Source organism: Paraburkholderia sp. SSBN10T (assembly GCF_056619545.1).
In genome coordinates this window covers 1-24,486 of the sequence record NZ_JBWQQI010000008.1, presented here as the reverse complement: position 1 = coordinate 24,486, position 24,486 = coordinate 1, and the positions used below count along the sequence as shown (strand labels likewise).

Sequence of the window (24,486 nt, the reverse complement as noted above, 5' to 3'; positions counted from 1 at the left end):
AACTTTCGCCGTCCCAGACAGAACACCAATGAAAACCGACATGTTTTCGTCGCTCAAAGTGATCCACGGCGTGGCCCTCAGCACCGCTGTGTCGGTGGCCGCCTCGGTGGTCATCGCAGCCGCGTTTGCTGCGCCTGTCGACGCTTTCGCCGCGACGGCCACGGCCACCGCGCCAGCCAAAACCAGCAAGAAGACCGTCAAAACTGCGAAATCGGCCAAAAAGCCGGGTTCCGCCGTTGCCGCGAAGTCGTCCAAAGCCGCGAAGAACACGGTTGCGGCGGACGACGCGCCGCGCGCCGAAACCCGCAAGCGCCGCGTTTCGTACGTGATGAATGGCCGCCGCCATACGGTTATGCGCAAGGTCGCGTTCGAACCGCGTCAGCCCACGGTCGGCCAGGCGTTTGGCTTGCACGACACGCCTGACGCGCTGGCGTTGCGTTCGAGCGTCGCCTACGTGGTCGACCAGAACAGCGGTGAGTCGCTGTTCGACAAGAACTCGCGCGCCGTGGTGCCGATCGCCTCGATCACCAAGCTGATGACGGCGATGGTGGTGCTGGACTCGAAGGCGCCGCTGACCGAGCAGATCGAAGTCACGGACGAAGACCGCGACTACATCAAGAACACCGGTTCGCGCCTGTCGGTCGGCTCGGTGCTCTCGCGTGAAGACATGCTGCACATCGCGCTGATGGCCTCGGAAAACCGCGCGGCCGCAGCGCTGTCGCGTTACTTCCCGGGCGGCCGCCCGGCCTTCCTCGCAGCGATGAACGCCAAGGCCAAGCAACTCGGCATGACCGATACGCACTTCGAAAGCCCGTCGGGTCTGACGAGCGAGAACGTCTCGACCGCGCGCGATCTGGTCAAGATGGTCAACGCGGCCTATCAGTATCCGATGATCCGCCAGTTCTCGACCGATCATAGCTACGAGGTCTACACCGGCAAGCGTTCGATCGCCTATAACAGCACCAACGCGCTGGTGCGCAATCCGTCATGGGACATCGGTCTGCAGAAGACCGGCTTCATCAACGAAGCGGGTGAGTGCCTCGTGATGCAGGCCACCATTCATGGCCGTCCGATGATCGTGGTGCTGCTCGATTCGTCGGGCAAGTACTCGCGCTTCGCCGACGCAACGCGCCTGCGCACGTGGCTCGACAACGGCGGCGACCAGCACATTACCAGTGCCGACGCCGGTGGTCCGGGCACCTGATACGTCCGGATGAAGGAAAGGCCGCTGTCTCGACGTTGTCGAGGCGGCGCAAGCAAAAAGCCCCGCGATTGCGGGGCTTTTTGCTTTGAGGTGCATTGTGCTAGTGGGGCGGTCTGGCTGAGCGCTTCACGTCCGCTTCAGTTTTAGCCCGTGACTCACGCATGCTGATGATGTGCACTGTTGGGCGGCGTCTCCGGCTGATAGCCAAGCGACGCGGAGATCACCAGCGCCGTCTTGCTCAACTGCCCCAGCCACGAGTCCTGCAAGCGGTCGGCCGGCGCCGACAGCGACAGGCCGGCGACCAGCTTGCCGGTATCGTCATAGATGCCCGCCGCGATGCAGCGCACGCCGAGTTCCAGTTCTTCGTTATCGCGCGCGCACGATTGCTGGCGCACATGCGACAGCTCGCGTTCCAGCTTGGCAAGATCGGTAATGCTGTTCTGGGTATGCCCCGAGAGGCCCGTGCGGGTCGCGTAGGCGCGCACGCGGGTCGATTCGTCCGCAGCGAGGAACAGCTTGCCGACCGAGGTCAGATGCAGCGGCGCGCGCCCGCCGATGGCCCGCACCACCTGCATGCCGGAGCGCTCGGAGTAGGCCCGTTCGATATAGACGATCTCATCGCCCTGACGCACCGACAGATTCACCGTCTGTCCAGTGAGGCGATGCAGTTCGCGCATCGGCATCAGCGCGGCGTCGCGTACCGACAGGCGTGCCTTGACCAGATTTCCGAGTTCCAGCAGGCGCATGCCGAGTCGATAGGTGCCTGGATCCGAACGGTCGACGAGACGGCACGTCACCATGTCGTTCAGGATGCGGTGCGCAGTGGAGGGATGCAGCTCAGTGCGTAGCGCGAGTTCCTTCAGGCTGACCGGGTCGCTATGCGCAGCAAGGGCGTCCAGCAGGCGCATCATGCGCTCGATCACCTGGATCGAAGTCTTGGGATCCGGGTTCGTATCGCTCATGGGGAGAAATCGGTTGACGCGTCAAACAGCGGAGAATTGATTGTATATCGTATTGTGAAAAAAGCGAACGCTGTTGGAGGCTAGCTTCGAATCCGCTTGCAGACCTTGGTGGCTTGCGGCCTGCGTGGCTTTGGCGTTGGTATTGTTCGGCAAACAGCGGATAATCAGGGACGTTTTCCCGGAGGAGCGCCCATGCGAGTCGGATTGTTCGTCACCTGCCTGATTGACCTGATGCGTCCCGAAATCGGTTTTTCGGCGATCAAGCTGATCGAGGGAGCCGGCTTCGAGGTGGTCGTGCCGCCCGCCCAAACCTGCTGCGGACAGCCCGCCTACAACTCCGGCGATCGCCGCCTCGCACGCGATCTGGCCGAGAAGACCCTGCGCGAATTCGAGCAGTTCGACTACATCGTGGTGCCGTCGGGGTCGTGTGGCGGCATGATCCGCGTGCATTACGGCGACCTGTTTGGCAGCGACCCGGAAATGATGACCCGCTTCGGGCGCCTGCGCCCGAAGGTGTACGAGCTGACCGATTTTCTCGTCAACGTCGCCAGGGTGCAGTTGCCGCCCGGCGAGTTTGCGGGACCGGTCACCTATCACGACTCATGCTCGGGGTTGCGCGAGCTGGGCGTCAAGACGCAGCCGCGCGCGTTGCTCGCGCAGGCCGGCGTGACGGTCACCGAGATGAAGGATTGCGAACACTGCTGCGGCTTCGGCGGCACGTTCGCGGTCAAGTACGGCAATATCTCGACGGCAATCGTCGATGAAAAATGCGCGAACATCGGCGCGAGCGGGGCGGGCACGGTGGTGCTCGGCGACCTCGGCTGCATGCTCAATATCGAAGGCCGTTTGCGCCGCAAGGGCGACACCACCACGCGCGTGCTGCATATCGCGCAGGTGCTCGCCGGCGACGCATAAGGCGGCGCCTCAGCCGTCGCACAAGCGATGGCGCGAGGCGGCGCATGTCCTGTCGTGCCGTCACTCATTGAATCCGCAAGCGAATTCTAAAGACCGCCATGCAAGTTCAAACGATGCAGTTCAAGGCGCGCGCTGGCGAGAAGCTCGCCGACCAGCGTCTGCAGCAGAACCTCACCAAGCTGTCGACCAAGTTCGTCTCGGCCCGCGCGGCCGCGATTACGGCGATCGATTTCGCTGCGACCCGCGCCGCCCTCAAGGAGCGCCGCAACCGCGCGCTGGACAACCTCGACGTGTGGCTCGAGACCTTCGAGCGCGAGGCGACCCTGCGCGGCGTCACGGTGCTGTATGCCGAGACGACTCAGGAAGCAGCCCGGCTCGTCGCGGATATCGCGCGCCGGCACGACGTGAAGAAGGTGATCAAGACCAAGTCGATGGTCACCGAGGAAATGCGCCTGAACGAAGTACTCGGGCAGATGGGCGTGCAGTCGATCGAAACCGATCTCGGTGAATACATCCTGCAGATCAACGACAACGAGCCGCCGAGTCACATCATCGCGCCGGTCGTCCATAAGGATAAGGACGAGATCGCCGATCTGTTTGCGAAAATGCACCACCGCCCGCGCCTCACCGAGATTCCCGAGATGACCCGCGAGGCGCGCGAGGTGCTGCGCCCGCATTTCATGACGGCGGATATGGGTGTGACCGGCGGCAACTTCGTGGTGGCGCAGACCGGTTCGGTCGCGCTCGTCACCAACGAGGGCAACGAGGGCATGTGCACGGTGATGCCGCGGGTGCACGTGGCGGTGACGGGCATCGAGAAAGTGCTGCCGACGCTCGAGGACCTCGCAACCGCGATGCGTCTGCTGCCGCGCTCGGCGACCGGTCAGGCGACCTCGAACTACTTCTCGGTGCTGACCGGTCCGCGCGGACCCGGCGATCAGGACGGCCCGGAACATATGTACGTGGTGCTGGTCGATGGCGGGCGCACCGGGCTGATCGGCGGCGACTTCCAGGAGATGCTGCGCTGTATCCGCTGCGGCGCCTGCATGAATCATTGCCCGGTGTATCAGAAGGTCGGCGGCCATACTTATGGTTGGGTCTATCCGGGGCCGATGGGCTCGGTGTTGACGCCGAGTTATGTCGGGATCGACAACGCGCTCGATCTGCCGCAGGCCGCCACGTTGTGCGGCGAATGCAATAGCGTCTGTCCGGTCGGGATTCCGTTGTCGGACCTGTTGCGCAAGCTGCGCGAGAAGCAGGTGGAGCGGCGCTTGCGGCCTTGGCGCGAACGCGCGGGGCTGGCGGTGTGGGGCTTTCTTGCACTGCACCCGGATGCCTATGCGCTGTTCACCAAACTGGCGGTGCGGATCCTCGAGCGAATGGGCGGGCGCCGTCGCGCGATAGCCAGGCTGCCGCTTGCGGCCGGCTGGACCGACACGCGCGATATGCCGGCGCCAGTCGGGCGCACGTTCCGCGAGTTGTACGCGGCACAGCGCAGTCATCTCGGCTGAGCGTGCGCGGCGTCTTTTCGAGACACTGTTCTCTCCGGAGCAACGCTGTATCTCACTGGGGTGGGTTTTTCCCAATTGATTCGTTCTATACCATTTCGACTAGGCATAGTGGGCCACAAGCTCCGGGTGCCTCAATCGGAAGAGAGCGCATCATGAAAAAGACAATATCGATGTATTGGCCGTTGGCCGTGTTTGTGCCGCTCGCAGCGGCAGCCTACCTGTATGTCAGCGGCGAGGCCGCGTCGCGCATGGCGCAGGCGCCGCTCGGCGCGGATCAGTTCACGGCGGAGCTGGCGCGAACCGTTTCGTATGGCCTGGTTGGCGACGATCGCGTGTTGCCGGTGAAGCCCATGCGTGCAGTCGCCGCGCTGCAACCGGCCGAAGCATCCTGAAGGCAGGAGATATTTCGTGACTGGCCAGTCGCGCATCTTGCCCACGCTTTGCCGCGCGCCGTTTTGCGGCGCCCGGCGCAGCGGGGTGGGGCCGCTGGATTCACAGCGCCGAGCGCGCGCCCGGCGAGATTTTCTCCATCTTTGTATAATCGCGGCACCGCTGACCAGCCCCGTCCGGATGCCGCGCATCCAGAGCCTTTGATGAAAACCGTCTCCATCTGTTTTGTCTGTCTAGGGAACATCTGCCGTTCCCCGACTGCGGAAGGGGTGATGCGGCATCAGGTCGGCGAGGCGAAGCTGGACGGGCGCATCACGGTCGATTCGGCCGGCACCGGCGACTGGCACATCGGCGCCGCGCCCGACGAGCGCGCCCAGCGTGCCGCCGCCCAGCGCGGCTACGACCTGTCCGGGCTGCGCGGCCGGCAGATCGGCGCGGCGGACTTCGAGCGCTTCGATCTGCTGATTGCGATGGACGACGCCAATGTCGCCGCGTTGCGCCGGATCTGTCCGCCGGCCCAGCGCGACAAGATTCGGCTGCTGATGGAGTTCGTGTCGCAGAACGACAGCCGTTGGGCGGGCGAGCGGCAAGTGGCCGATCCCTATTTCGGCGGCGCGGCGGGTTTTGAGCAGGTGCTGGACCAGTGTGAAGCCGCGTGCCGGGGACTGATCGCCGCGTTGCACGCGCAACTGGTGCCTTGAGCACGGCCAGGACAGCAGCACCCAAGGTCCGTCGGACGGGCCTGCGGGCCCACTGGTTAATTAAGCAAATGACCCAAATTGCGATAGGGATACTTGACTAATCTAGTCATGTATTTATACTTGAGCAAACTTGTCGAGAATTGCGATCCCCAACATCATGAGACTCACCACGAAAGGCCGTTTCGCCGTCACGGCGATGATTGACCTGGCGCTGCGCCAGGAGCAGGGCCCGGTGACGCTTGCGGGTATCAGCCAGCGCCAGCATATTTCCCTGTCCTACCTCGAGCAGTTGTTCGGCAAGCTGCGTCGCCATGAGATCGTGGAGTCCGTCCGCGGACCGGGCGGTGGCTACAATCTGGCCCGCCGCGCTGAAGACGTGACCGTCGCGGACATCATCATCGCCGTCGACGAGCCGCTCGACGCCACCCAATGCGGCGGCAAAGGCACCTGCGAAGGCACCAAGCAGCACGACGGCCACTGCATGACGCACGAACTGTGGTCTACCCTGAACCAGAAAATGGTCGAGTACCTGGATTCGGTCTCCCTGAAGGATCTGGTCGACCAGCAACGCGCGCGCGAAGGCGCGCCGGCCGTGCTGCGCGACCGCCGCAGCGAGGCGCCGGCGGTCGAACCCGCCCGGGTCGCGCCACGCGGACCGAATTCCGTTTTCAACATGGCCGGTTCATAGAGCGCTTTAAATTAATCAAGCGAACCTGGAGCCCAGAAGCCAGAGCAATGATGTCCCCCGGAGCGATTCATGAATAACGACATTCCCCACCTGCCCATTTACATGGACTACAGCGCCACGACCCCGGTCGATCCGCGCGTGGTGGACAAGATGATTCCGTACCTGCGCGAGCAGTTCGGCAACCCCGCGTCGCGCAGCCACTCGTATGGCTGGGACGCGGAACGTGCGGTCGAGGAAGCGCGCGAGAACGTCGCGGCGCTGGTGAACGCCGATCCGCGCGAAATCATCTGGACTTCGGGCGCCACGGAGTCGGACAACCTGGCTATCAAGGGTGCGGCGCACTTCTACAAGAGCAAGGGCAAGCACATCATCACGGTGAAGACCGAGCACAAGGCCGTGCTGGACACCTGCCGCGAACTCGAGCGCGAAGGCTTCGAAGTCACGTATCTGGACGTCAAGGAAGACGGCCTGATCGACCTCGACGCGTTCAAGGCCGCGTTGCGCCCGGACACGATTCTGGTCTCGGTGATGTCGGTGAACAACGAGATCGGCGTGATCCAGGACATCGAGGCGATCGGCGAGATCACCCGTGAGAAGGGCATCATTTTCCACGTCGATGCGGCTCAGGCTACCGGCAAGGTGGAAATCGACCTGCAAAAGCTGAAGGTCGACCTGATGTCGTTCTCGGCTCACAAGACCTATGGTCCGAAGGGCATCGGCGCGCTGTACGTGCGCCGCAAGCCGCGTATCCGTATCGAAGCGCAGATGCACGGCGGCGGTCACGAGCGCGGCATGCGTTCGGGCACGCTGGCCACGCACCAGATCGTCGGCATGGGTGAAGCGTTTCGCATCGCACGCGAAGAAATGGCCACGGAAAACGAGCGTATCCGCATGCTGCGCGACCGTCTGCTGCGCGGCCTGCAGGACATGGAAGAAACCTATGTGAACGGCGACATGGAACAGCGTGTGCCGCACAACCTGAACATCAGCTTCAATTTCGTCGAAGGCGAGTCGCTGATCATGGCGGTCAAGGACGTCGCCGTGTCGTCGGGTTCGGCGTGCACCTCGGCCTCGCTCGAGCCGTCGTACGTGCTGCGTGCGCTTGGCCGCAACGACGAACTGGCGCACAGCTCGATCCGCTTCACGGTGGGCCGCTTCACGACGGAGCAGGACGTCGATTACGTCATCAACCTGCTGAAGACCAAGATTTCGAAGCTGCGCGACCTGTCGCCGCTGTGGGAAATGTACAAGGACGGGATCGATATTTCGACGATCCAGTGGGCGGCGCACTAATCGCCATTACTGCGACCCCAGGCTGGGCGAAACATCGCACCGGATGCAGGTTGAAACGAATCAAGGAGTGTAATCATGGCTTATAGCGACAAGGTTCTGGACCATTACGAAAATCCGCGCAACGTCGGTTCCTTTGCCAAGGACGACGATGCCGTCGGTACCGGCATGGTCGGCGCGCCGGCTTGCGGCGACGTGATGAAGCTGCAGATCCGCGTGGGCGCGGACGGCATCATCGAAGACGCGAAGTTCAAGACGTATGGCTGCGGTTCGGCGATCGCCTCGAGCTCGCTCGTCACCGAATGGGTGAAGGGCAAGACGCTCGACGAGGCAATGTCGATCAAGAACACGCATATCGCCGAAGAACTCGCATTGCCGCCGGTCAAGATCCACTGCTCGATCCTCGCGGAAGACGCGATCAAGGCAGCGGTTGCCGACTACAAGCAGCGTCACGGCGAAACCGCGGAAGCGGGCGAAAAGCAGCAGGCTGCTTGAAGCAGCGCCGCTTAAAGCGCAAATGAAGCAGGGCAGCGGGCGGCGCAAAGCGCGCTGCCCGGCGTGAGCGATATTGGATGCAGGCAGGGCGGCAGCGCGCATGAAACATGCGGCGCTGCCCAATGAGAAACGCTATGGCAATTACGTTGACCGAAAAGGCAGCACAACACGTCCAGAAATTTCTGGTCCGACGCGGCAAGGGTCTCGGGCTGCGGCTCGGCGTGCGCACGACCGGCTGCTCGGGTTTGGCCTACAAGCTCGAATACGTGGATGAACTCGCGCCTGAAGATCAGGTATTCGAGTGCAACGGCGTCAAGATCATTGTCGACCCGAAGAGCCTCGCCTATATCGACGGCACGGAACTCGACTTCGCACGTGAAGGGCTGAACGAAGGCTTCAAGTTCAACAACCCGAACGTGAAAGACGAGTGCGGCTGCGGCGAGTCGTTCCGCGTCTGAACAGGTTAAATCCGCGTGCAGCGGAAAAAAGGCGGCGCGGGCCGCCTTTTTAATTTGCCGTACCTTATGTTTTGCCTGGCGCTGCTTTTCAATTTGCAAGCCGGCTGTGTTTTTTGAACGGACCACATCATTCGATGGCCTCGCTGAACGATAGCCACTTCGACCTGTTCGATCTGCCGGCGCAATACGCGCTCGACGCCAGTGCGCTCGATCACGCGTATCGCACAGTGCAGTCGCAGGTCCACCCCGACCGTTTCGCGGCCGCGGGCGACGCGCAAAAGCGCATTGCCATGCAATGGGCGACGCGCACGAACGAGGCGTATCAGACGCTGCGCGACCCGTTGAAGCGGGCGACCTATCTGTTGTCGCTGCGCGGCATCGATGTCGGCGCGCATGACAATACGGCAATGGAGCCGGCGTTCCTGATGCAGCAGATGGAATGGCGCGAAGGCATCGAAGACGCCGCTGCGGCGAAGAATGTCGACGCGCTCGATGCCTTGCTCGCCGAACTGCGCGACGAGGAGCGGATGCGCTTCACGAAACTCGGCGCGTTGCTCGATAGCGGCGCGAACCAGGCGGCGGGCGAGGCGGTGCGTCAGTTGATGTTTATCGAGCGCGTGGCGGAGGAAGTCAGCACGCAGATCGAGCGACTCGACAACTGACGCGAATCGACGAACCCGAACGTAGCCACGACAGCAAGCCGTAGCATTCAACCCAGCAACGCGAATCATTCAGGACGGGGCCGAACGATCCCCGAAGAAGATCCCAGATGGCCTTACTGCAAATCTCCGAACCCGGCATGGCGCCCGCGCCGCATCAGCGGCGTCTCGCGGTCGGTATCGATCTTGGCACCACCAATTCCCTCGTTGCCGCAGTCCGTAGCGGCGTGCCCGACGTGCTTCCCGACGAGGACGGCCAGATGCTGCTGCCGTCGGTGGTCCGCTATCTGGAGAAGGGCGGCCGCCGCATTGGCCATACCGCCAAGGCGGAAGCGGCGAGCGATCCGCGCAATACGATCGTGTCGGTCAAGCGCTTCATGGGCCGCGGCAAGAGCGAAGTCGAGGGCGCCGAAAACGCCCCCTACGATTTCGTCGACGCGCCCGGCATGGTGCAGATCCGCACCGTCGACGGCGTGAAGAGCCCGGTCGAAGTGTCGGCGGAAATTCTCGCCACCTTGCGTCAGCGCGCGGAAGACACGCTCGGCGACGATCTGGTCGGCGCCGTGATTACCGTACCGGCGTATTTCGACGAAGCCCAGCGCCAGGCTACCAAGGACGCGGCGCGTCTGGCCGGTCTGAACGTGCTGCGCCTGCTCAACGAGCCGACCGCGGCGGCGATTGCCTATGGCCTCGACAACGGCTCCGAAGGCCTCTACGCCGTATACGACCTCGGCGGCGGCACCTTCGACCTGTCGATCCTCAAGCTTACCAAGGGTGTTTTCGAAGTGCTTGCCGCGGGCGGCGATTCCGCGCTCGGCGGCGACGATTTCGATCACGCGCTGTTCCGTCATGTGCTAGAGCAGGCTGGTATCGCGGCGCAGACGCTCGCCGCGGAAGACGTGCGGATGCTGCTGGACAGCGTCCGCGCGACCAAGGAGGCGCTGTCGGATGCGCCGCTGGCAAGTCTGCAGGCAACGCTCTCCAACGGCACCAGGCTCGATCTGACGATCGACGAGGCCACCTTTGAGGCGATCACGCGGGCGCTGGTGCAGCGCACGCTTGGGCCGACCAAGAAGGCGCTGCGCGACGCCAGGGTGACGACGAAAGAAATCAAGGGTGTGGTGCTGGTGGGCGGTGCGACCCGCATGCCGGTGATTCGCCGCGCGGTCGAAGCGTTCTTCGGCCAGCCGCCGCTGACCAATCTCGACCCGGACCAGGTGGTCGCGCTCGGCGCGGCAATCCAGGCCGATCTGCTGGCCGGCAACCGCAGCGCCGACGGCGACGACTGGCTGCTGCTCGACGTCATCCCGCTGTCGCTCGGCGTTGAGACGATGGGTGGCCTGACCGAGAAGATCATCCCGCGCAATTCGACCATTCCGGTGGCCCGCGCACAGGATTTCACGACCTTCAAGGACGGCCAGACGGCGATGGCGATTCACGTCGTGCAGGGCGAACGCGAACTGGTGGCGGATTGCCGCTCGCTCGCGCGCTTCGAACTGCGCGGCATCCCGCCGATGGCGGCCGGCGCGGCGCGTATTCGTGTGACCTATCAGGTCGACGCGGATGGCTTGCTGTCGGTGTTCGCGCGTGAGCAGCTTTCGGGCGTGGAGGCGTCGGTGGTGGTGAAACCGTCGTATGGTCTTGCCGACGACGACATCGCGAAGATGCTGGAAGACAGCTTCAACACGGCCGAGGTCGACATGCGCGCTCGCGCACTGCGCGAGGCGCAAGTCGAAGCGCAACGCCTGATCGAAGCAACGGATGCGGCGCTCGCGGCCGACGCCGAATTGCTCGACGAGGCCGAGCGCGCTGAGCTCGATGGGTTACTCACGGCCTTGCGCAAAGTGGCGCAGAGCGATGATGTCGACGCGATCGAAGCGGCGACGAAGACAGTGGCCGAAGGCACTGACGAGTTCGCTGCTCGCCGCATGAACAAGGGTATTCGCCGCGCGCTGGCCGGCCGCAAGCTCGACGAGATCTGAGCGGAGCGGGCGGCCGCGGGTCGGCGCTCCGGCGGTCCCGGTTGAACAGGGCCGCCGTACACGCCAGGCGACAAGCCGCTCCAGCAGCCTGTCTAGCCTCTCGACGAATCACGTGACGCATGTCAAAAACGCATGCGTCACCAGTAAAATGGTACGGAGCCAGTTCGCCGGCGGCCGTGCCCAGACCAAACGGAAATCGTATGCCTCAAATCGTTGTACTGCCCCATGTCGAACTGTGCCCGGAAGGCGCGGTGATCGATGCTGTGCCGGGCAAGAGCATCTGCGACAATCTGCTGGAACACGGCATCGAGATCGAGCATGCTTGCGAGAAATCGTGCGCATGCACAACCTGCCACGTCGTCGTGCGCGAAGGTTTCAACGCGCTCACGCCGTCCGAGGAAGACGAGGACGATCTGCTCGACAAGGCGTGGGGCCTGGAGCCCGAGTCGCGTCTGTCGTGCCAGGCGGTGGTGCCGGCCGACCAGGATCTGGTTGTTGAAATCCCGCGTTACTCGATCAACCACGCGAAGGAAAATCACTAACAGGAGCGCGCAGCCATGAAGTGGACCGACACGCAAGACATTGCGATGGCCCTCACCGACAAGCACCCGGAAGTGGACCCGCAGCAGATCCGCTTCACCGATCTGCACCGTTGGGTGACGGAGCTGGAAGGTTTCGACGACGATCCGAACCGTTCGAACGAGAAGATCCTCGAAGCGATCCAGGCGGCATGGATCGAGGATGCGGATTATTGAACAGGCGAAAGCTTGAGTGGTTTTCAAAGCAAAAAGGCGATTCCATTGGAATCGCCTTTTTGCTTGGTGCCGCGTGTGTGCCAGTGTTGCCGCTTCGGATGCGGCGTCTGGTTCGTGAATTCCCCCGCGACTAGCCTGCTACAAGCGTACCGTTTTCGACGTGCACGCGCTCGCCTTGCTGGAACGGGGGCGCTTCGTGGTACGTGAAGTAACGGTTCTTGCCGTTTTCCATGCGCACGTGCACTGAATAAGCGGTCGTGCTGCGCAGATGTTTTTCGACCGCGTTGCCGGCGAAGCCGCCGCCGACAGCGCCCAGCACCGTCATGGCGCCGCGGCCGACGCCGCCGCCGAACTGGTTGCCGATCAGGCCGCCGGCCACCGCGCCGCCGACAGCGCCGATACCGGTGCCGTGACCTTCCTGATGGGCTTCGGAGATCGCCACTACGGTGCCGCAGCTAGCGCAATAGGCTGGCTGGGGCGCCGGTTGCTGCGCGTACTGTGCCGCTTGGGCCTGGGGTTGCTGCGCGTACTGCGGTTGCGCAGGCGACGGGGCAGGCGCCGTCGGGGCAGGTTGTTGTGCCTGCGCCTGTTCCTGAGCAGGAGCCTGAGGCGCCTGCGGCTGCTGTTGCTGCGCGTAGGTGTTCGGATTGGCCGGAGCCGACGAATCGACCACCGCCGGCTGCGAGGCGACCAGCGCGGCCTGGGTCTGATCCGTTTGCGCGCCGCTGCTCGACGCCTTCGGGAACAGGCCCGTGATGGCTGCCGTAGCCGCGAGGCTGGCGATGATGACTGCGCCTGCCGCGGTTGCGACAAGCGGGTGAATCCGGCGTGGTTGTGTGTTGTCTGAATTGTTCATATTGACCTCCGTCTGGAGCAGAGTCGAACTGGTTTTTTTCAAGACAGAGTGTCTGACAGTTCGGTTGGGCACCGGGTTTCAATTTGTAACCAGTTCTGTAGCGCTCGCTGAGATGCCGGCGACGCGACAGCGGAGAGGGTAGCCGCACGCCTGATTTCGTGAGGCTCTTGCACTGTCCGACCCCAACACCGGGCATCCGGCCCCGTGAACCTTTTACCGATAGTTACAAACTGTCAGCCAGCGCGGCCCTGCGGATGACGAATGCGGGCCTTGACTGGCCGCCACAATGAAAAACGCCCGGCAACGAGCCGGGCGTCGGGTCCTGCTGCCGAATGATGCAGCCGCGGATCAGCGCGATCCGTGCGCTCAGTCTTCGCGGCGCAGATGCGGGAACAGGATCACGTCGCGGATGCTCGGGCTGTCGGTGAGCAGCATGATCAGACGGTCGATGCCGATGCCGCAACCGCCGGCCGGCGGCATGCCGTACTCGAGCGCGCGGATGTAGTCGGCGTCGTAGAACATCGCTTCCTCGTCGCCCGCGTCCTTCTGGTCGACCTGCTTCTTGAAGCGTGCGGCCTGATCTTCCGGATCGTTCAGCTCCGAGAAGCCATTGGCGATTTCACGGCCCGTGATGAACAGTTCGAAACGCTCGGTAATGCCGGGCACCGCGTCCGATGCGCGCGCGAGCGGCGACACTTCAATCGGATAGTCGATGATGTAGGTCGGCTCCCACAGTTGCGATTCGGCGGTCTCTTCGAAGAGCGCCAGTTGCAGCGCGCCCACGCCGGCATTGAGGAACTGCGGTTGCGAGGCGTCCACGCCGAACTTCTTCAGCTCGGGGCGCAGGAAAGCGGCGTCGGCCAGTTGTTCGTCGGTGTAGTGCGGGGCGTACTTCTGGATCGCCTGCGTGATCGTCAGGCGATGGAACGGCTTCGCCAGATCCAGTTCGCGGCCCTGATAGCTGATCGTCGCCGTGCCGAGCGCATCGATTGCGGCCTGACGGATCAACTGTTCGGTGAAGTCCATCACCCATTGATAATCGGTGTACGCCGCGTAGAACTCGATCATCGTGAATTCCGGATTGTGGCGCACCGAGACGCCCTCGTTACGGAAATTCCGGTTGATCTCGAACACGCGCTCGAAGCCGCCCACCACGAGGCGCTTCAGGTACAGCTCCGGCGCGATGCGCAGGAACATCTGCATATCGAGCGCGTTGTGATGCGTGACGAACGGCTTGGCCGCCGCGCCGCCCGGAATCGGGTGCAGCATCGGCGTTTCGACTTCCATGAAGTTGGCGTCCGCCATGAACTTGCGGATCGACGACATGGCCTTGGTGCGCGCCACGAAGGTCTTGCGCGTTTCCGGCGTGACGATCAGGTCGACGTAGCGCTGGCGGTACTTCGTTTCCTGGTCGGCGAGGCCGTGGAACTTGTCGGGCAGCGGGCGCAGCGACTTCGACAGCAGGCGCAGTTCGGTACAACGCACCGACAGCTCACCCTTGTTGGTGCGGAACAGCACGCCGCGCGCGGCGACGATGTCGCCCATGTCCCACTTCTTGAACGCGTCGTAGGTTTCCTGGCCGACGTCGGCCGGCGTGATGAAGAACTGGATCTGACCCGAGCCGTCGCGCACGGTGGCGAAGCTCGCCTTGCCCATCACGCGCTTCAGCATCATGCGGCCGGCCACGGCGACTTCGAGCGGATTCGCTTCGAGCGTTTCCTTGTCGGCCTCGGCGTATTGCGCCTGCAGATCTTCCGCATGATGCGTGGGGCGGAAGTCGTTCGGATAGGCGACGCCCTGGTCACGCAGCTCGCGCAGCTTTTCGCGGCGCTCGGCGATGATCTTGTTTTCGTCCCCCTCGGGCGCAGCGTTCGTCTGGATCGGTTCGGTCATGATGGGTCGGTATTCGGGGTGGCCTGCATGCGGGCGGCCCGCACCAGGTTGCCTGCCGATCGGACTATGTGCGGCAGGCGCTTGAAAGATGCGGCGCGGCAAGCCTCGCCGCGCCGGAATTACGTCAATCGCCCTTAGATGCCCTGTTTCAGGCTGGCGCTGATGAACGGATCGAGGTCGCCATCGAGCACGCTCTTGGTATTGCTGATTTCGACGTTGGTACGCAGATCCTTGATGCGGCTGTTGTCCAGCACGTATGAACGGATCTGGTGACCCCAGCCCACATCGGTCTTGCCCGCTTCGAGCTTGTCCTGTTCGGCCTGACGTTTGCGGATTTCCGCTTCGTACAGGCGCGATTTCAACATGGCCATGGCTTCGGCGCGGTTGCGGTGCTGCGAACGGTCGTTCTGGCACTGCACGACGATGCCCGACGGCATGTGCGTAATCCGCACGGCGGAGTCGGTCTTGTTGATGTGCTGACCGCCCGCGCCGGAAGCGCGGTACGTGTCGATGCGCAGATCGGCCGGGTTGATGTCCACTTCGATCGAGTCGTCGATTTCCGGGTACACGAACACCGACGAGAACGACGTATGGCGGCCGCCCGACGAGTCGAACGGCGACTTGCGCACGAGGCGGTGCACGCCGGTTTCGGTACGCAGGAAGCCGTAGGCGTACTCGCCTTCGATCTTGAGCGTGGCGTTCTTGATGCCCGCGACGTCGCCGTCGGTCTGTTCCAGCACTTCGGTCTTGAAGCCCTTGCGCTCGCAGTAGCGCAGGTACTGGCGCAACAGCATCGAGGCCCAGTCGCACGCTTCGGTGCCGCCGGCGCCTGCCTGAATGTCGAGGAACGCGTTGTTCGGGTCGGCCGGATTCGAGAACATCCGGCGGAATTCCATGTCGGCGACGCGCTGCTCGAGGCCGCTTGCATCGCTTTCGCAGGCGAGGAGAGTGTCTTCGTCGTTTTCCTCGCGCGCCATGGTGAACAGGTCCTGCGCGTCGCGCAGGTCATTGTCGAGCGAGGTGAGTTTGCCGACGACGTCGTCGAGCAGCTTCTTTTCCCGGCCGAGGGCCTGGGCATGCTTCGAGTCGTTCCAGACGTTCGGGTCTTCGAGTTCCCGGTTGACTTCGATTAGACGCAGTGCTTTGTCGTCGTAGTCAAAGATACCCCCGTAGCTCGCCCGCGCGATGGCGCAGGTCGGCCAGAGAGGCTTCGATCGCGTTGAGACGTTCCGCTTCCATGTCGATCTTTTATAGCTTCGTAAAAAGGGCAAATTATAGCCGATCGAGGCGGCCCTCCGGAGGCTAATGCACGTTCCCGGTGGGCGTTTGGGGCGGTTTTGCGGGGGCTTTGAGCGGTTTTCGCGGCTTCGGCGCGGCTCGGGCGAGCCCGCGCGGTCGCTCAACTCACCGCATGCTCCACGATCAGTTGTACGCGCGAGACTCCATTCCACGTATCGCTCGCGAGCCGGTAGGCAAGCGTCGTGCGCGTCGGCAGCGAATCCGTGTGGTTGAACCAGATCGCGTTGAAACGCTGCCGGCCGCGCAGCAGTTGCAGCTTCAGGTGCTTGTCCTTCACCAGCGCCTGGGACGCCACCTCGAATTCGCCGGAAAACACCGGCGCCGGAAAGCCCTGACCCCAGACTTCGGCGTCGAGCATCTCGACGAATTGCGGCGTGAAATAGGCTTCTTCCAGATCGCCGTCGGTTTCGACCACGCGCGCGAGGGCGTCGTCGGACAGCCATTCGCGGCCCACTGCTTCGAAGGCCGCGGTGAAACGCGCCACGTCGGCCGCGGCGAGCGTCATGCCCGCCGCCATGGCGTGGCCGCCGAACTTGACGATCAGGCCGGGTTCGCGTTTCGAGATCAGATCGAGCGCATCGCGCAGATGGAAACCCGCGATCGAGCGGCCTGAGCCCTTGACGAGCACGCCACTCTCATCAGCCGGCGCGAAGGTGAAGGCGGGACGGTGGAATTTCTCCTTCAGCCGCCCTGCGACGATGCCGATCACGCCTTGATGCCAGCTCGGGTTGAACAGCACGATCGTGGCCGAACCCGCCGGATCGACCGTCGACAGGTCTTCGAGCGCCTGTTGCTGCATGCCGGCTTCGATCTCGCGCCGCTCGCGGTTGATCGAGTCGAGCTGCTGCGCGAGGTCCCACGCGCGGCCGACGTCGTCGGTGGTCAGGCATTCGATCCCGAGCGACATATCCGAAAGCCGGCCCGCCGCATTCAGCCGCGGACCGAGCGCAAAGCCCAGATCGAAGCCGGAGGCGCGGCGCGAAACAGCGCGGCAATGCCCGGCTGCATCTTGCCCTTGCGAATCCGCTGCAAGCCTTGCGCGACGAGCACGCGATTGTTGCCGTCGAGCTTGACGACGTCGGCCACCGTGCCGAGCGCGACCAGATCGAGCAGGCCGTCCAGACGCGGCTCGGGCCGCGCGTCGTCGAACGCGCCGCGCCGGCGCAGTTCGGCGCGCAGCGCGAGCAGCACGTAGAACATCACGCCGACGCCGGCGATGCACTTGCTCGGAAAGCCGCAACCCGGCTGGTTCGGGTTGACGATCGCGCGCGCGGCCGGCAGATCGTCGCCCGGCAAGTGGTGGTCGGTCACAAGGACGTCGATGCCGAGGGCGTTGGCCGCTTCCACGCCGTCGACGCTGGCGATGCCGTTATCGACGGTAATCAGCAGATCGGGCTTGCCGGAGGCGTTGCGGGCCGCCAGCGCGACGATTTCCGGCGTGAGGCCATAGCCATACTCGAAGCGGTTCGGCACCAGATACTCGATCTGCGCGCCGAACATCCGTAGGCCACGCACTGCGACCGCACACGCGGTGGCGCCGTCGCAGTCGTAGTCGGCCACCACCAGCATGCGGCGTTTGCCTTCGATCGAATCGGCCAGCAGCGCCGCCGCGTCTGCGCAGCCTTTCAACTGCGCCGGCGGTACCAGACGCGCGAGGCCGGTTTCGATCTCCTCCGGCTGACAGACGCCGCGCGCCGCGTACAGACGGGCCAGCACGGGGTGCAGGCCATGACGGGTCAACACTTCGGCGTCGACGGGAGAACAGGCGCGCGTAACGATTCGAGTCATGCGGAAAGGCCGGAAAACATGCGGTGGAACGGTAGCGGGGTGACTGGATGCGTTATTCGATAAAGAGCGAAGCGAGCACGCGGCGGCGCCAGAACTTGCGCAGATCGCCGCGCGTAATGCTGAGCGTTACCGAACCGGTGTCGCCGCACAGCGTGAGACCGAGCTCGCCGAGCTGACCGGATTGCAGCGCGGCGAGGGCAGGCGCGAACCAGTCGGTTTCGAGCGCCGCGAACGCCGCGTTCCAGCGGCCCCAGTCCTGCTCGATATAGGGCGCGGAAAACGGATCGAGCTCGACGAGCGTCGTTGCCGACGTCGCGTGCGCGCTGTTGCCGGCTGCGGCGCCGCTTGCGCCGGAGGTGCCAGGCGCGTTCGACGCCAGCGCCGCAAACGAAGCCGGCGCTGCACCGGTCTCGACGCCGGCGCTGAGCGCGAGGCCGCGTGTGGCCGCTGCGTCCGACAGCACGCGGGTAAAGGGGCTCTTGACCGGCTGCGCGGCGCCTTGCGCGTGAAACCAGATGGAGTTGACCGCGGGCAGCCCGCGCGTTTCACGCGCCTCGTTGACCGGATGCTCGAACCACGCCATCTGCACTTCGTTCTGCAGCTTCATCCAGGCCCGCGAGCGCTGGCCGCTGTGCGCTTCGTGCGGTAGCCAGATTTCGATGTTGCGGCCGCTGGCGCGCAGCGGCGAGGCGCCGGCCAGCGTACCGAAGGCGTCGCTCGCGAGGTACCAGCGCGACGGCTTGGGCGCCTCGATACGGACGCCGAGTTCTTCGATCAACGGCCGGGCGACTGCGAGCAGCGTGGCGGCTTCCGCGTCCGTCAGGGCGAGGGACGCCGGGTCGATCAGCACCAGGTGGTCGTGCGCGATGCGCACATGCACCGGCTGCACGCACGCCCAGGTCGAGGTGCCGGGCTCGCCGCCGTCGGCGCGCAGCATGTAGGGGGCGAGCGGTGCCTCGTCGGCCGCGCCGCCGGCGACCGTGCCGAACCGGTGGGCCACCCAGCGCTCGTGCGGCAGGGTGCGCTGGAAGTCTTCGCCGACCACCCGCTCGACCAGCGTCGCCCGCGCCACCAGCCTGTCGAGGGCCGGGCTTTCGATGCCGTGCAGCGCGGTGGAGGCGTCGGCTGCGGCGGGCAGCGCGAAAGGCAGAAGGAGATGAAGACGGTTGGCGTGCATGATGCCCGGCATTGTATGGCAAACTTCGCGCTTGACCGATGGTAGATGAGCAGCCCACCGGTTCCGTGAATGGAAGCGGTACCAGTCGGGCAACTGCAGCGCCTTGCGCGCCGCCCCGGAACCATCCGCGACGATCGCGACACCAACGGTCACGACCCTCGAAGCGCACGAGGCGCGGGATGACCGCTGTCATGCGCTGCACCAACGGTCGAACCACGAGGCCGTGGCACGAGGCTGAAGAACGCAGAAAAGGATTCGCTTGAAATTTCCCTACGAATGGCAGATTGGCTGGCGCTACACCCGCGCCGGCAAACGCACGACCGGTAACGGCTTTATTTCGTTCATCGCGCTGGTTTCTATGTCGGGCATCGCGCTCGGCGTCGCGGCGCTGATCGTCGTGCTGTCGGTGATGAACGGCTTCCAGAAGGAGGTGCGCGACCGCATGTTGTCGGTGCTCGCGCACGTCGAGATCTTTTCGCCGACCGGCTCCATGCCGAACTGGCAACTGACCGCCCAGGAAGCCCGGCAGAACAAGGAAGTGATTGGCGCGGCGCCGTATGTCGACGCCCAGGCGCTGCTGACCCGCCAGGACGCCGTGAGCGGTGTGGCGCTGCGCGGCGTCGATCCGGCGCTCGAGCCGCAGGTGTCGGATATCTATAAGGAAATGAAAGCCGGCGCGCTGACCGATCTGAAACCGGGCGAATTCAACATCGTGCTCGGTGCGGATCTCGCCGCCAATCTGGGGGTGATGCCCGGCGACAAGATCACGCTGGTGGCGCCCGAAGGCACCATCACGCCTGCCGGGATGCTGCCGCGCCTGAAGCAGTTCAACGTGGTCGGCGTGTTCGAGTCGGGACACTACGAGTACGACAGCACCCTCGCGCTGATCAACATTCAGGATGCGCAGGTGCTGTTCAGGGTGCCCGCGCCCACCGGCGTGCGGCTGCGGCTCAAGGACATGCAGCGTGCGCCGGAAGTGGCGCATCAACTGGCGCGCACGCTCTCGGGCGACCTCTATATCCGCGACTGGACCCAGCAGAACAAGACGTGGTTCTCAGCCGTGCAGATCGAAAAGCGCATGATGTTCATCATCCTGACGCTGATCATCGCGGTGGCGGCGTTCAACCTGGTGTCGTCGCTGGTGATGACGGTGACCAACAAGCAGGCGGATATCGCGATTCTGCGCACGCTTGGCGCGCAACCCGGCTCGATCATGAAAATCTTCGTGGTGCAGGGCGTGACGATCGGCTTTATCGGCACGGCTACGGGCGTGGCGCTCGGTTGCCTGATTGCCTGGAGCATTCCATGGCTCGTACCGATGATCGAGCACCTGCTCGGCGTGCAGTTCCTGCCGCCGTCGGTGTATTTCATCAGCGAGCTGCCGTCCGAACTGGTGCCTGGCGACGTGCTCAAGATCGGCGTGATCGCGTTCGTGCTGGCGTCGCTGGCGACGCTGTACCCGAGTTGGCGTGGTGCGAAGGTCCGTCCTGCGGAGGCGCTGCGCTATGAATGATCGTTCCGTTGCTCAATCCATGACCCCAGACAGCGCCTTGCATCCGTACGTCCTCGAAGCGACCGGCATCTCGAAGTCGTTCATCCAGGGCGGCCTGAACGTGCAGGTGCTGAACAACACGCAACTGTCGGTGCGGCGCGGCGAGAAGCTGGCGATCGTCGGCGCGTCCGGTTCGGGCAAGAGCACGCTGCTGCACGTGCTGGGCGGCCTCGACGATCCGAGCGCCGGCGAGGTGTCCGTGCTCGGCAAGCCGTTCACCAAACTTTCGGAACGCGAGCGCAACGACCTGCGCAATCGCGCGCTCGGCTTCGTCTATCAGTTCCACCATCTGCTGGCGGAGTTCACCGCGCTCGACAACGTCGCGATGCCGCTGCGCATTCGCCGCATGCCGACCGAGGAAGCGCGCCGCACCGCGCTGCAGACGCTTGAGCGGGTGGGTCTTGCGCACCGTGCGAAGCACCGTCCGGGAGAACTGTCGGGTGGCGAGCGCCAGCGTGTCGCGATTGCGCGCGCACTCGTCACGAACCCGGCCTGCGTGCTGGCCGACGAGCCCACCGGCAACCTCGACGGCGGTACCGCCGACACGGTATTCAACCTGATGCTCGAACTGTCGCGGACCTTCGACACCAGCTTTGTCATCGTCACGCACGACCCGGACCTGGCGGCGCGCTGCGATCGTACGATGCGCCTGCGTGACGGCGTGCTGTACGAAGAGCCGACGGTTCCGGTCTGACGCTCTCCTAGCGCCGGAGCGCCAGCATGTGGATCGATACGCACTGCCATCTCGACGCGGCGGAATTCGACGCGGATCGCGAGGCTGTCGCGGCGGCGGCCTGCGATGCGGGGGTCGGGCGTATCGTGATTCCGGGTGTGGCGCGCGAGAACTTCGCGACGGTGCGCGAGCTTGCGCATCGCGTGAAGGGCGGGGCGTACGCGCTCGGGATTCATCCGCTCTTCACGCCAGGCGCGCAGGACGCCGATCTCGAGGCGCTGCGCATGGAGATCGAAGCGAGTCTCGACGATCCGCTCTTTATCGGCCTCGGCGAAATCGGCCTCGATTATTTCGTGGCGGGTCTCGACGATGCGCGCCAGCAGTTCTTCTATAACGAACAGTTGAAGCTCGCGCGTGAATTCGATCTGCCGGTGATTTGCCACGTGCGCAAATCGCAGGATCAGGTGCTCAAGGGTTTGCGCAAGCATGGCGTGCATCGTGGTATTGCCCATGCGTTCAACGGCAGTTTCCAGCAGGCCCAGGCGTATCTCGATCAGGGCATGCACCTCGGCTTCGGCGGCAACCTGACGTTCGAGCGCGCCCTGCAGATCCGGCGCCTCGCGGCGCAGTTGCCGCTCGACGCGCTCGTCGTCGAGACCGATGCGCCGGATATCCCGCCTTCCTGGCTGTACCGGCAACGCAATACGCCCGACCAGATTCCCGCCATCGGAGCGGGGCTCGCGCAACTGCGCGGCATCGGCGTAGATGAGCTTTCCATAGGCACAACGGCTAACGCTCACGCTGCGCTGCCGCGGCTCGCACTTTCGTCTGCATAATTTCCCTCAGTGGTTCGCGCCGGGCGGAACACGCGTGCGGCAACCCGTCTGAAATGCCTTTCTGACCTGTATCCGCTTGCGACGCCCGGTGCGTGGTTGAGGGCGAGCAGGCCGGAGGGTGCATGCGGGCGGTATGGTGCGGTTTTGCGTTAGGCGTGTTCGTCTTGCAGCAGCAGGCGGCGCTGCCTTTGCGGCACGAGTGGCTGGCGCTCTGGTTGGGGTTGATTGCTGCGCTTGGCTGGGCTGTGTGGAGCTTCGGGGGCCTGCGGGGCTTATGGTTTTTCCGGCGGCAGCGGGACTGCGGTGTGCGCAGTGCCGGGTTCGCGCTCCGGCTTGACGCCCGTATTGCTGGCGGCTGGTGCGCAGTGTGGCTGGCTGCGGCGTGTGCGGGTTTCGGCTATGCGGCGTGGCGGGCCGAGCTGCGTCTGGCCGTGAGCTTGCCTACCGCGTGGGAGGGCCGCGACCTTGAAGTCGAGGGCGCCATTCGCGGCCTGCCGACGCGCGACGCAAAGGGCGCGCGCTTCCTGTTCGACGTCGAATCCGTCGCCGCGCCGATCGCCCGCTTTCCCCGCACGATCCAGCTCTCCTGGATCGATCACAAGGGGCCGCCACCGCCGTTGCTCGAGCCGGGCGCACGCTGGCATCTGAAAGTGCGGCTCAAGCGTCCGCACAGTAACGCCAACTACGGCGTACGCGATGCGGAAGCCGGCTTGCTCGCACGCAATGTCCGGGCGACCGGCTATGTCAGTGCGCCCGCAACCGCGCGGCGTCTGGAAGGTTATGCGAGCGGTCTGGGTGTCGGTGTGGACCGTTGGCGCGCCGCGCTGCGCGCGCGTATCGACGCCGTGCTCGTCGATGCGCCGCATCGCGGGATCGTGGTGGCGCTCGCCATCGGCGCGCAGGACGGGATTCGCGCCGCCGACTGGATGCTGATGCGCGCGACCGGCACAAGCCACCTGGTCGCGATTTCCGGTCTGCATATCGGTTTCGTCGCCGGCCTCGCGGGGTGGCTCGCCGGCGTGCTGTGGCGGCGTTCGTGCTTTGTCGGGCGTGACTGGCCGCTGCGGATTCCTGCGCCACGGGTTGCCGTCACTGCGGGGGTACTGTTTGCCGCGTTGCACGCGGCGCTCGCCGGGTTCAATGTGCCGGCGCAGCGGGCGCTGTGGATGGCCGGGGTGGTGGCGTTTGCGTTCGTCAGCGGGCGCAGCGTGGCTCCGTCGTGGGTGCTGGCCTGGGCGCTGGGCCTCGTGCTGTTGCTCGATCCGTGGGCGCCGGTTTCGGCCGGGTTCTGGCTGTCGTTTTGCGCGGTGGCGTCGATCCTGTTTGCGGTATCGGGCAGGCCGCGTGTGCGTGCGCTCGTGGATGCGCGCGTGGACGATGAGACAGACCCTGACATCCCGCCGGCCACGCCGCCGGGCGGCCCGCCTGTCAAGCGCTGGAGCAAACGCATGCGCGCTGCATTGTTTGCTCGCGGCCGGGCGTTGGTCGAACGGCTGCGCAGTGCGGCACATGTCCAGTTCGCCGTGACGGTCGCGCTGGCGCCGCTGACCGTTTACTGGTTCTCGCAGATCCCCTTGATCGGTCCAGTCGCCAATGCGTTCGCCATTCCTTGGGTGAGTCTTCTCGTGACCCCGGCGGTATTGGCCGGCGTCACCTTGCCCGCGCCGCTCGACGCGCTCGCTTTCCGCGCCGCCCACGCGCTGCTCGAACTGCTCGCGGTAGCGCTGCAGATGCTATCCGGACCCGCCTGGATGCTTTGGCGCTTACCGCAACCGGACGGCTGGGCGCTTGCCGCCGCGGCGCTCGGCGTCGTCTGGTGTCTCGCGCCGCGCGGCTGGCCGCTGCGCTGGGCGGCGCCATTGACCTGGCTGCCGCTCCTGTTGCCGCCTCCGCCTGGGCCGCCGCCGGGCTCGTTCAGGCTGACCGCACTCGATATCGGCCAGGGTTCGTCGATTCTGATCGAGACGACCCACCATGCTCTGCTGTTCGACGCAGGTCCCGGGCCGGAGTCGACTCACGCCGGCGAGCGGGTGGTGGTGCCTTATCTGCAGGCCAACGGTGTTTACACGCTCGATACGATGGTGATCAGTCACGCCGACTCCGATCACTCGGGCGGCGCGCCTGCGGTGCTGCAAGGCGTCGAGGTGCGCCAGTTGCTGGCCGGGTTGGTGCCTTCGAATGAACTGTGGGAGAAAGCTCGGGCCGTCGGCGCCGATACTGTGCGCTGTACGGCGGGGCAGCGCTGGCAATGGGATGGTGTCGATTTCCATATGCTCTGGCCCGATCCCGGGCCGTTGCGAGGCAGTCCCAATGCGCATTGCTGTGTGCTGCGCGTCAGTACCGCAGACACCGGTCAGTTCGCCGGCAGCGCAGTTGGCACCGCAGACACCGGTCAGTTCGCC

The 24,486-nt window shown here is 64.6% G+C and carries 22 protein-coding genes and 1 pseudogene; 17 read left to right on the top strand and 6 right to left on the bottom strand.

Annotated elements, in window-relative coordinates; genetic code table 11:
- Positions 1-28 precede the first annotated feature (28 nt).
- Positions 29-1,204, top strand: a complete 1,176-nt coding sequence (pbpG, locus tag AC1ECK_RS14495) for a D-alanyl-D-alanine endopeptidase (protein ID WP_480320202.1) — start codon at positions 29-31, stop codon at positions 1,202-1,204.
- Positions 1,205-1,359: 155 nt separating this feature from the next.
- Here the strand turns inward: pbpG and AC1ECK_RS14490 are convergent, their stop codons facing one another.
- Positions 1,360-2,166, bottom strand: a complete 807-nt coding sequence (locus AC1ECK_RS14490) for an IclR family transcriptional regulator (RefSeq protein ID WP_480320200.1) — start codon at positions 2,164-2,166, stop codon at positions 1,360-1,362.
- A gap of 192 nt (positions 2,167-2,358) precedes the next feature.
- Between AC1ECK_RS14490 and AC1ECK_RS14485 the strand changes: the two genes are divergently transcribed.
- The 12 genes from AC1ECK_RS14485 (at position 2,359) to iscX (ending at position 12,010) form a co-directional block, all read left to right on the top strand.
- Positions 2,359-3,081 (top strand): (Fe-S)-binding protein, encoded by a 723-nt coding sequence (locus AC1ECK_RS14485; protein WP_480320198.1) that lies wholly within the window; start codon positions 2,359-2,361, stop codon positions 3,079-3,081.
- A gap of 98 nt (positions 3,082-3,179) precedes the next feature.
- The gene (locus AC1ECK_RS14480; RefSeq protein ID WP_480320196.1) at positions 3,180-4,592 is read left to right on the top strand and encodes a lactate utilization protein B; all 1,413 of its coding nucleotides are present in this window, start codon (positions 3,180-3,182) and stop codon (positions 4,590-4,592) included.
- 152 nt (positions 4,593-4,744) lie between these two features.
- Positions 4,745-4,984 (top strand): hypothetical protein, encoded by a 240-nt coding sequence (locus AC1ECK_RS14475; protein WP_480320195.1) that lies wholly within the window; start codon positions 4,745-4,747, stop codon positions 4,982-4,984.
- A 201-nt stretch (positions 4,985-5,185) separates the two neighbouring features.
- A complete protein-coding gene (locus AC1ECK_RS14470; protein ID WP_480320193.1) occupies positions 5,186-5,683 on the top strand; it encodes a low molecular weight protein-tyrosine-phosphatase in 498 nt (165 codons plus the stop codon).
- Positions 5,684-5,840: 157 nt separating this feature from the next.
- Entirely contained in the window at positions 5,841-6,371 is a 531-nt protein-coding gene (iscR, locus tag AC1ECK_RS14465; protein ID WP_480320191.1) for a Fe-S cluster assembly transcriptional regulator IscR, read from the top strand.
- 69 nt (positions 6,372-6,440) lie between these two features.
- Positions 6,441-7,664, top strand: a complete 1,224-nt coding sequence (locus AC1ECK_RS14460; protein WP_480320189.1) for an IscS subfamily cysteine desulfurase — start codon at positions 6,441-6,443, stop codon at positions 7,662-7,664.
- A gap of 75 nt (positions 7,665-7,739) precedes the next feature.
- A complete protein-coding gene (iscU, locus tag AC1ECK_RS14455) occupies positions 7,740-8,156 on the top strand; it encodes a Fe-S cluster assembly scaffold IscU (protein WP_480320187.1) in 417 nt (138 codons plus the stop codon).
- Positions 8,157-8,290: 134 nt separating this feature from the next.
- Entirely contained in the window at positions 8,291-8,614 is a 324-nt protein-coding gene (iscA, locus tag AC1ECK_RS14450) for an iron-sulfur cluster assembly protein IscA (protein WP_480320185.1), read from the top strand.
- Between the two features lie 134 nt (positions 8,615-8,748).
- Entirely contained in the window at positions 8,749-9,276 is a 528-nt protein-coding gene (hscB, locus tag AC1ECK_RS14445) for a Fe-S protein assembly co-chaperone HscB (RefSeq protein ID WP_480320183.1), read from the top strand.
- A 107-nt stretch (positions 9,277-9,383) separates the two neighbouring features.
- Positions 9,384-11,255 (top strand): Fe-S protein assembly chaperone HscA, encoded by a 1,872-nt coding sequence (hscA, locus tag AC1ECK_RS14440; protein ID WP_480320181.1) that lies wholly within the window; start codon positions 9,384-9,386, stop codon positions 11,253-11,255.
- A gap of 200 nt (positions 11,256-11,455) precedes the next feature.
- Positions 11,456-11,797, top strand: coding sequence for an ISC system 2Fe-2S type ferredoxin (gene fdx, locus AC1ECK_RS14435; protein ID WP_480320178.1), 342 nt, complete (start codon positions 11,456-11,458; stop codon positions 11,795-11,797).
- A 15-nt stretch (positions 11,798-11,812) separates the two neighbouring features.
- Positions 11,813-12,010 (top strand): Fe-S cluster assembly protein IscX, encoded by a 198-nt coding sequence (gene iscX / locus AC1ECK_RS14430; RefSeq protein WP_074299870.1) that lies wholly within the window; start codon positions 11,813-11,815, stop codon positions 12,008-12,010.
- A gap of 130 nt (positions 12,011-12,140) precedes the next feature.
- Here iscX and AC1ECK_RS14425 read toward each other — a convergent pair whose 3' ends face one another.
- From AC1ECK_RS14425 to AC1ECK_RS14405, 5 genes and pseudogenes are all read right to left on the bottom strand, one after another.
- Complete coding sequence (locus AC1ECK_RS14425; protein ID WP_480320173.1) at positions 12,141-12,866, bottom strand: outer membrane lipoprotein; 726 nt, start codon at positions 12,864-12,866, stop codon at positions 12,141-12,143.
- A gap of 366 nt (positions 12,867-13,232) precedes the next feature.
- Positions 13,233-14,759 carry a lysine--tRNA ligase gene (gene lysS / locus AC1ECK_RS14420; protein ID WP_480320169.1) on the bottom strand — a complete coding sequence of 509 codons (1,527 nt, stop codon included), beginning with the start codon at positions 14,757-14,759 and terminating at the stop codon, positions 13,233-13,235.
- Positions 14,760-14,893: 134 nt separating this feature from the next.
- Positions 14,894-15,998 (bottom strand): peptide chain release factor 2 gene (gene prfB / locus AC1ECK_RS14415; RefSeq protein ID WP_480320167.1). Its coding sequence is split into 2 segments (ribosomal slippage): positions 14,894-15,916 and positions 15,918-15,998, totalling 1,104 coding nucleotides; the frame shifts between segments, so codons are not numbered across the junction.
- Between the two features lie 160 nt (positions 15,999-16,158).
- Positions 16,159-17,846, bottom strand: a pseudogene (gene recJ, locus AC1ECK_RS14410) (single-stranded-DNA-specific exonuclease RecJ).
- A 52-nt stretch (positions 17,847-17,898) separates the two neighbouring features.
- Entirely contained in the window at positions 17,899-19,035 is a 1,137-nt protein-coding gene (locus tag AC1ECK_RS14405) for a regulator (protein WP_480320631.1), read from the bottom strand.
- 247 nt (positions 19,036-19,282) lie between these two features.
- Here AC1ECK_RS14405 and AC1ECK_RS14400 point away from each other — a divergent pair, with 247 nt between their 5' ends.
- The 4 genes from AC1ECK_RS14400 to AC1ECK_RS14385 form a co-directional block, all read left to right on the top strand.
- Positions 19,283-20,536 (top strand): lipoprotein-releasing ABC transporter permease subunit, encoded by a 1,254-nt coding sequence (locus tag AC1ECK_RS14400; RefSeq protein WP_480320165.1) that lies wholly within the window; start codon positions 19,283-19,285, stop codon positions 20,534-20,536.
- Entirely contained in the window at positions 20,529-21,269 is a 741-nt protein-coding gene (gene lolD / locus AC1ECK_RS14395) for a lipoprotein-releasing ABC transporter ATP-binding protein LolD (RefSeq protein WP_480320163.1), read from the top strand. The genes AC1ECK_RS14400 and lolD overlap by 8 nt, the downstream gene beginning before the upstream one ends.
- A 26-nt stretch (positions 21,270-21,295) precedes the next feature.
- Entirely contained in the window at positions 21,296-22,084 is a 789-nt protein-coding gene (locus AC1ECK_RS14390; RefSeq protein WP_480320161.1) for a TatD family hydrolase, read from the top strand.
- A 122-nt stretch (positions 22,085-22,206) separates the two neighbouring features.
- Positions 22,207-24,486, top strand: a 2,280-nt coding sequence (locus AC1ECK_RS14385; protein ID WP_480320159.1) for a DNA internalization-related competence protein ComEC/Rec2, incomplete at its 3' end; no start/stop codon positions are given.

Excerpts from the sequence above, each read along its gene's own strand:
- hscB (WP_480320183.1), top strand. The coding sequence starts at position 8,749 with ATGGCCTCGCTGAACGATAGCCACTTCGACCTGTTCGATCTGCCGGCG.
- lysS (WP_480320169.1), bottom strand. The coding sequence starts at position 14,759 with ATGACCGAACCGATCCAGACGAACGCTGCGCCCGAGGGGGACGAAAAC.
- AC1ECK_RS14390 (WP_480320161.1), top strand. The coding sequence starts at position 21,296 with ATGTGGATCGATACGCACTGCCATCTCGACGCGGCGGAATTCGACGCG.
- AC1ECK_RS14405 (WP_480320631.1), bottom strand. The coding sequence starts at position 19,035 with ATGCCGGGCATCATGCACGCCAACCGTCTTCATCTCCTTCTGCCTTTC.
- AC1ECK_RS14425 (WP_480320173.1), bottom strand. The coding sequence starts at position 12,866 with ATGAACAATTCAGACAACACACAACCACGCCGGATTCACCCGCTTGTC.
- AC1ECK_RS14485 (WP_480320198.1), top strand. The coding sequence starts at position 2,359 with ATGCGAGTCGGATTGTTCGTCACCTGCCTGATTGACCTGATGCGTCCC.
- iscR (WP_480320191.1), top strand. The coding sequence starts at position 5,841 with ATGAGACTCACCACGAAAGGCCGTTTCGCCGTCACGGCGATGATTGAC.
- AC1ECK_RS14470 (WP_480320193.1), top strand. The coding sequence starts at position 5,186 with ATGAAAACCGTCTCCATCTGTTTTGTCTGTCTAGGGAACATCTGCCGT.
- iscU (WP_480320187.1), top strand. The coding sequence starts at position 7,740 with ATGGCTTATAGCGACAAGGTTCTGGACCATTACGAAAATCCGCGCAAC.
- AC1ECK_RS14460 (WP_480320189.1), top strand. The coding sequence starts at position 6,441 with ATGAATAACGACATTCCCCACCTGCCCATTTACATGGACTACAGCGCC.
- fdx (WP_480320178.1), top strand. The coding sequence starts at position 11,456 with ATGCCTCAAATCGTTGTACTGCCCCATGTCGAACTGTGCCCGGAAGGC.
- AC1ECK_RS14480 (WP_480320196.1), top strand. The coding sequence starts at position 3,180 with ATGCAAGTTCAAACGATGCAGTTCAAGGCGCGCGCTGGCGAGAAGCTC.
- AC1ECK_RS14490 (WP_480320200.1), bottom strand. The coding sequence starts at position 2,166 with ATGAGCGATACGAACCCGGATCCCAAGACTTCGATCCAGGTGATCGAG.
- hscA (WP_480320181.1), top strand. The coding sequence starts at position 9,384 with ATGGCCTTACTGCAAATCTCCGAACCCGGCATGGCGCCCGCGCCGCAT.
- pbpG (WP_480320202.1), top strand. The coding sequence starts at position 29 with ATGAAAACCGACATGTTTTCGTCGCTCAAAGTGATCCACGGCGTGGCC.
- lolD (WP_480320163.1), top strand. The coding sequence starts at position 20,529 with ATGAATGATCGTTCCGTTGCTCAATCCATGACCCCAGACAGCGCCTTG.
- AC1ECK_RS14475 (WP_480320195.1), top strand. The coding sequence starts at position 4,745 with ATGAAAAAGACAATATCGATGTATTGGCCGTTGGCCGTGTTTGTGCCG.
- iscX (WP_074299870.1), top strand. The coding sequence starts at position 11,813 with ATGAAGTGGACCGACACGCAAGACATTGCGATGGCCCTCACCGACAAG.
- iscA (WP_480320185.1), top strand. The coding sequence starts at position 8,291 with ATGGCAATTACGTTGACCGAAAAGGCAGCACAACACGTCCAGAAATTT.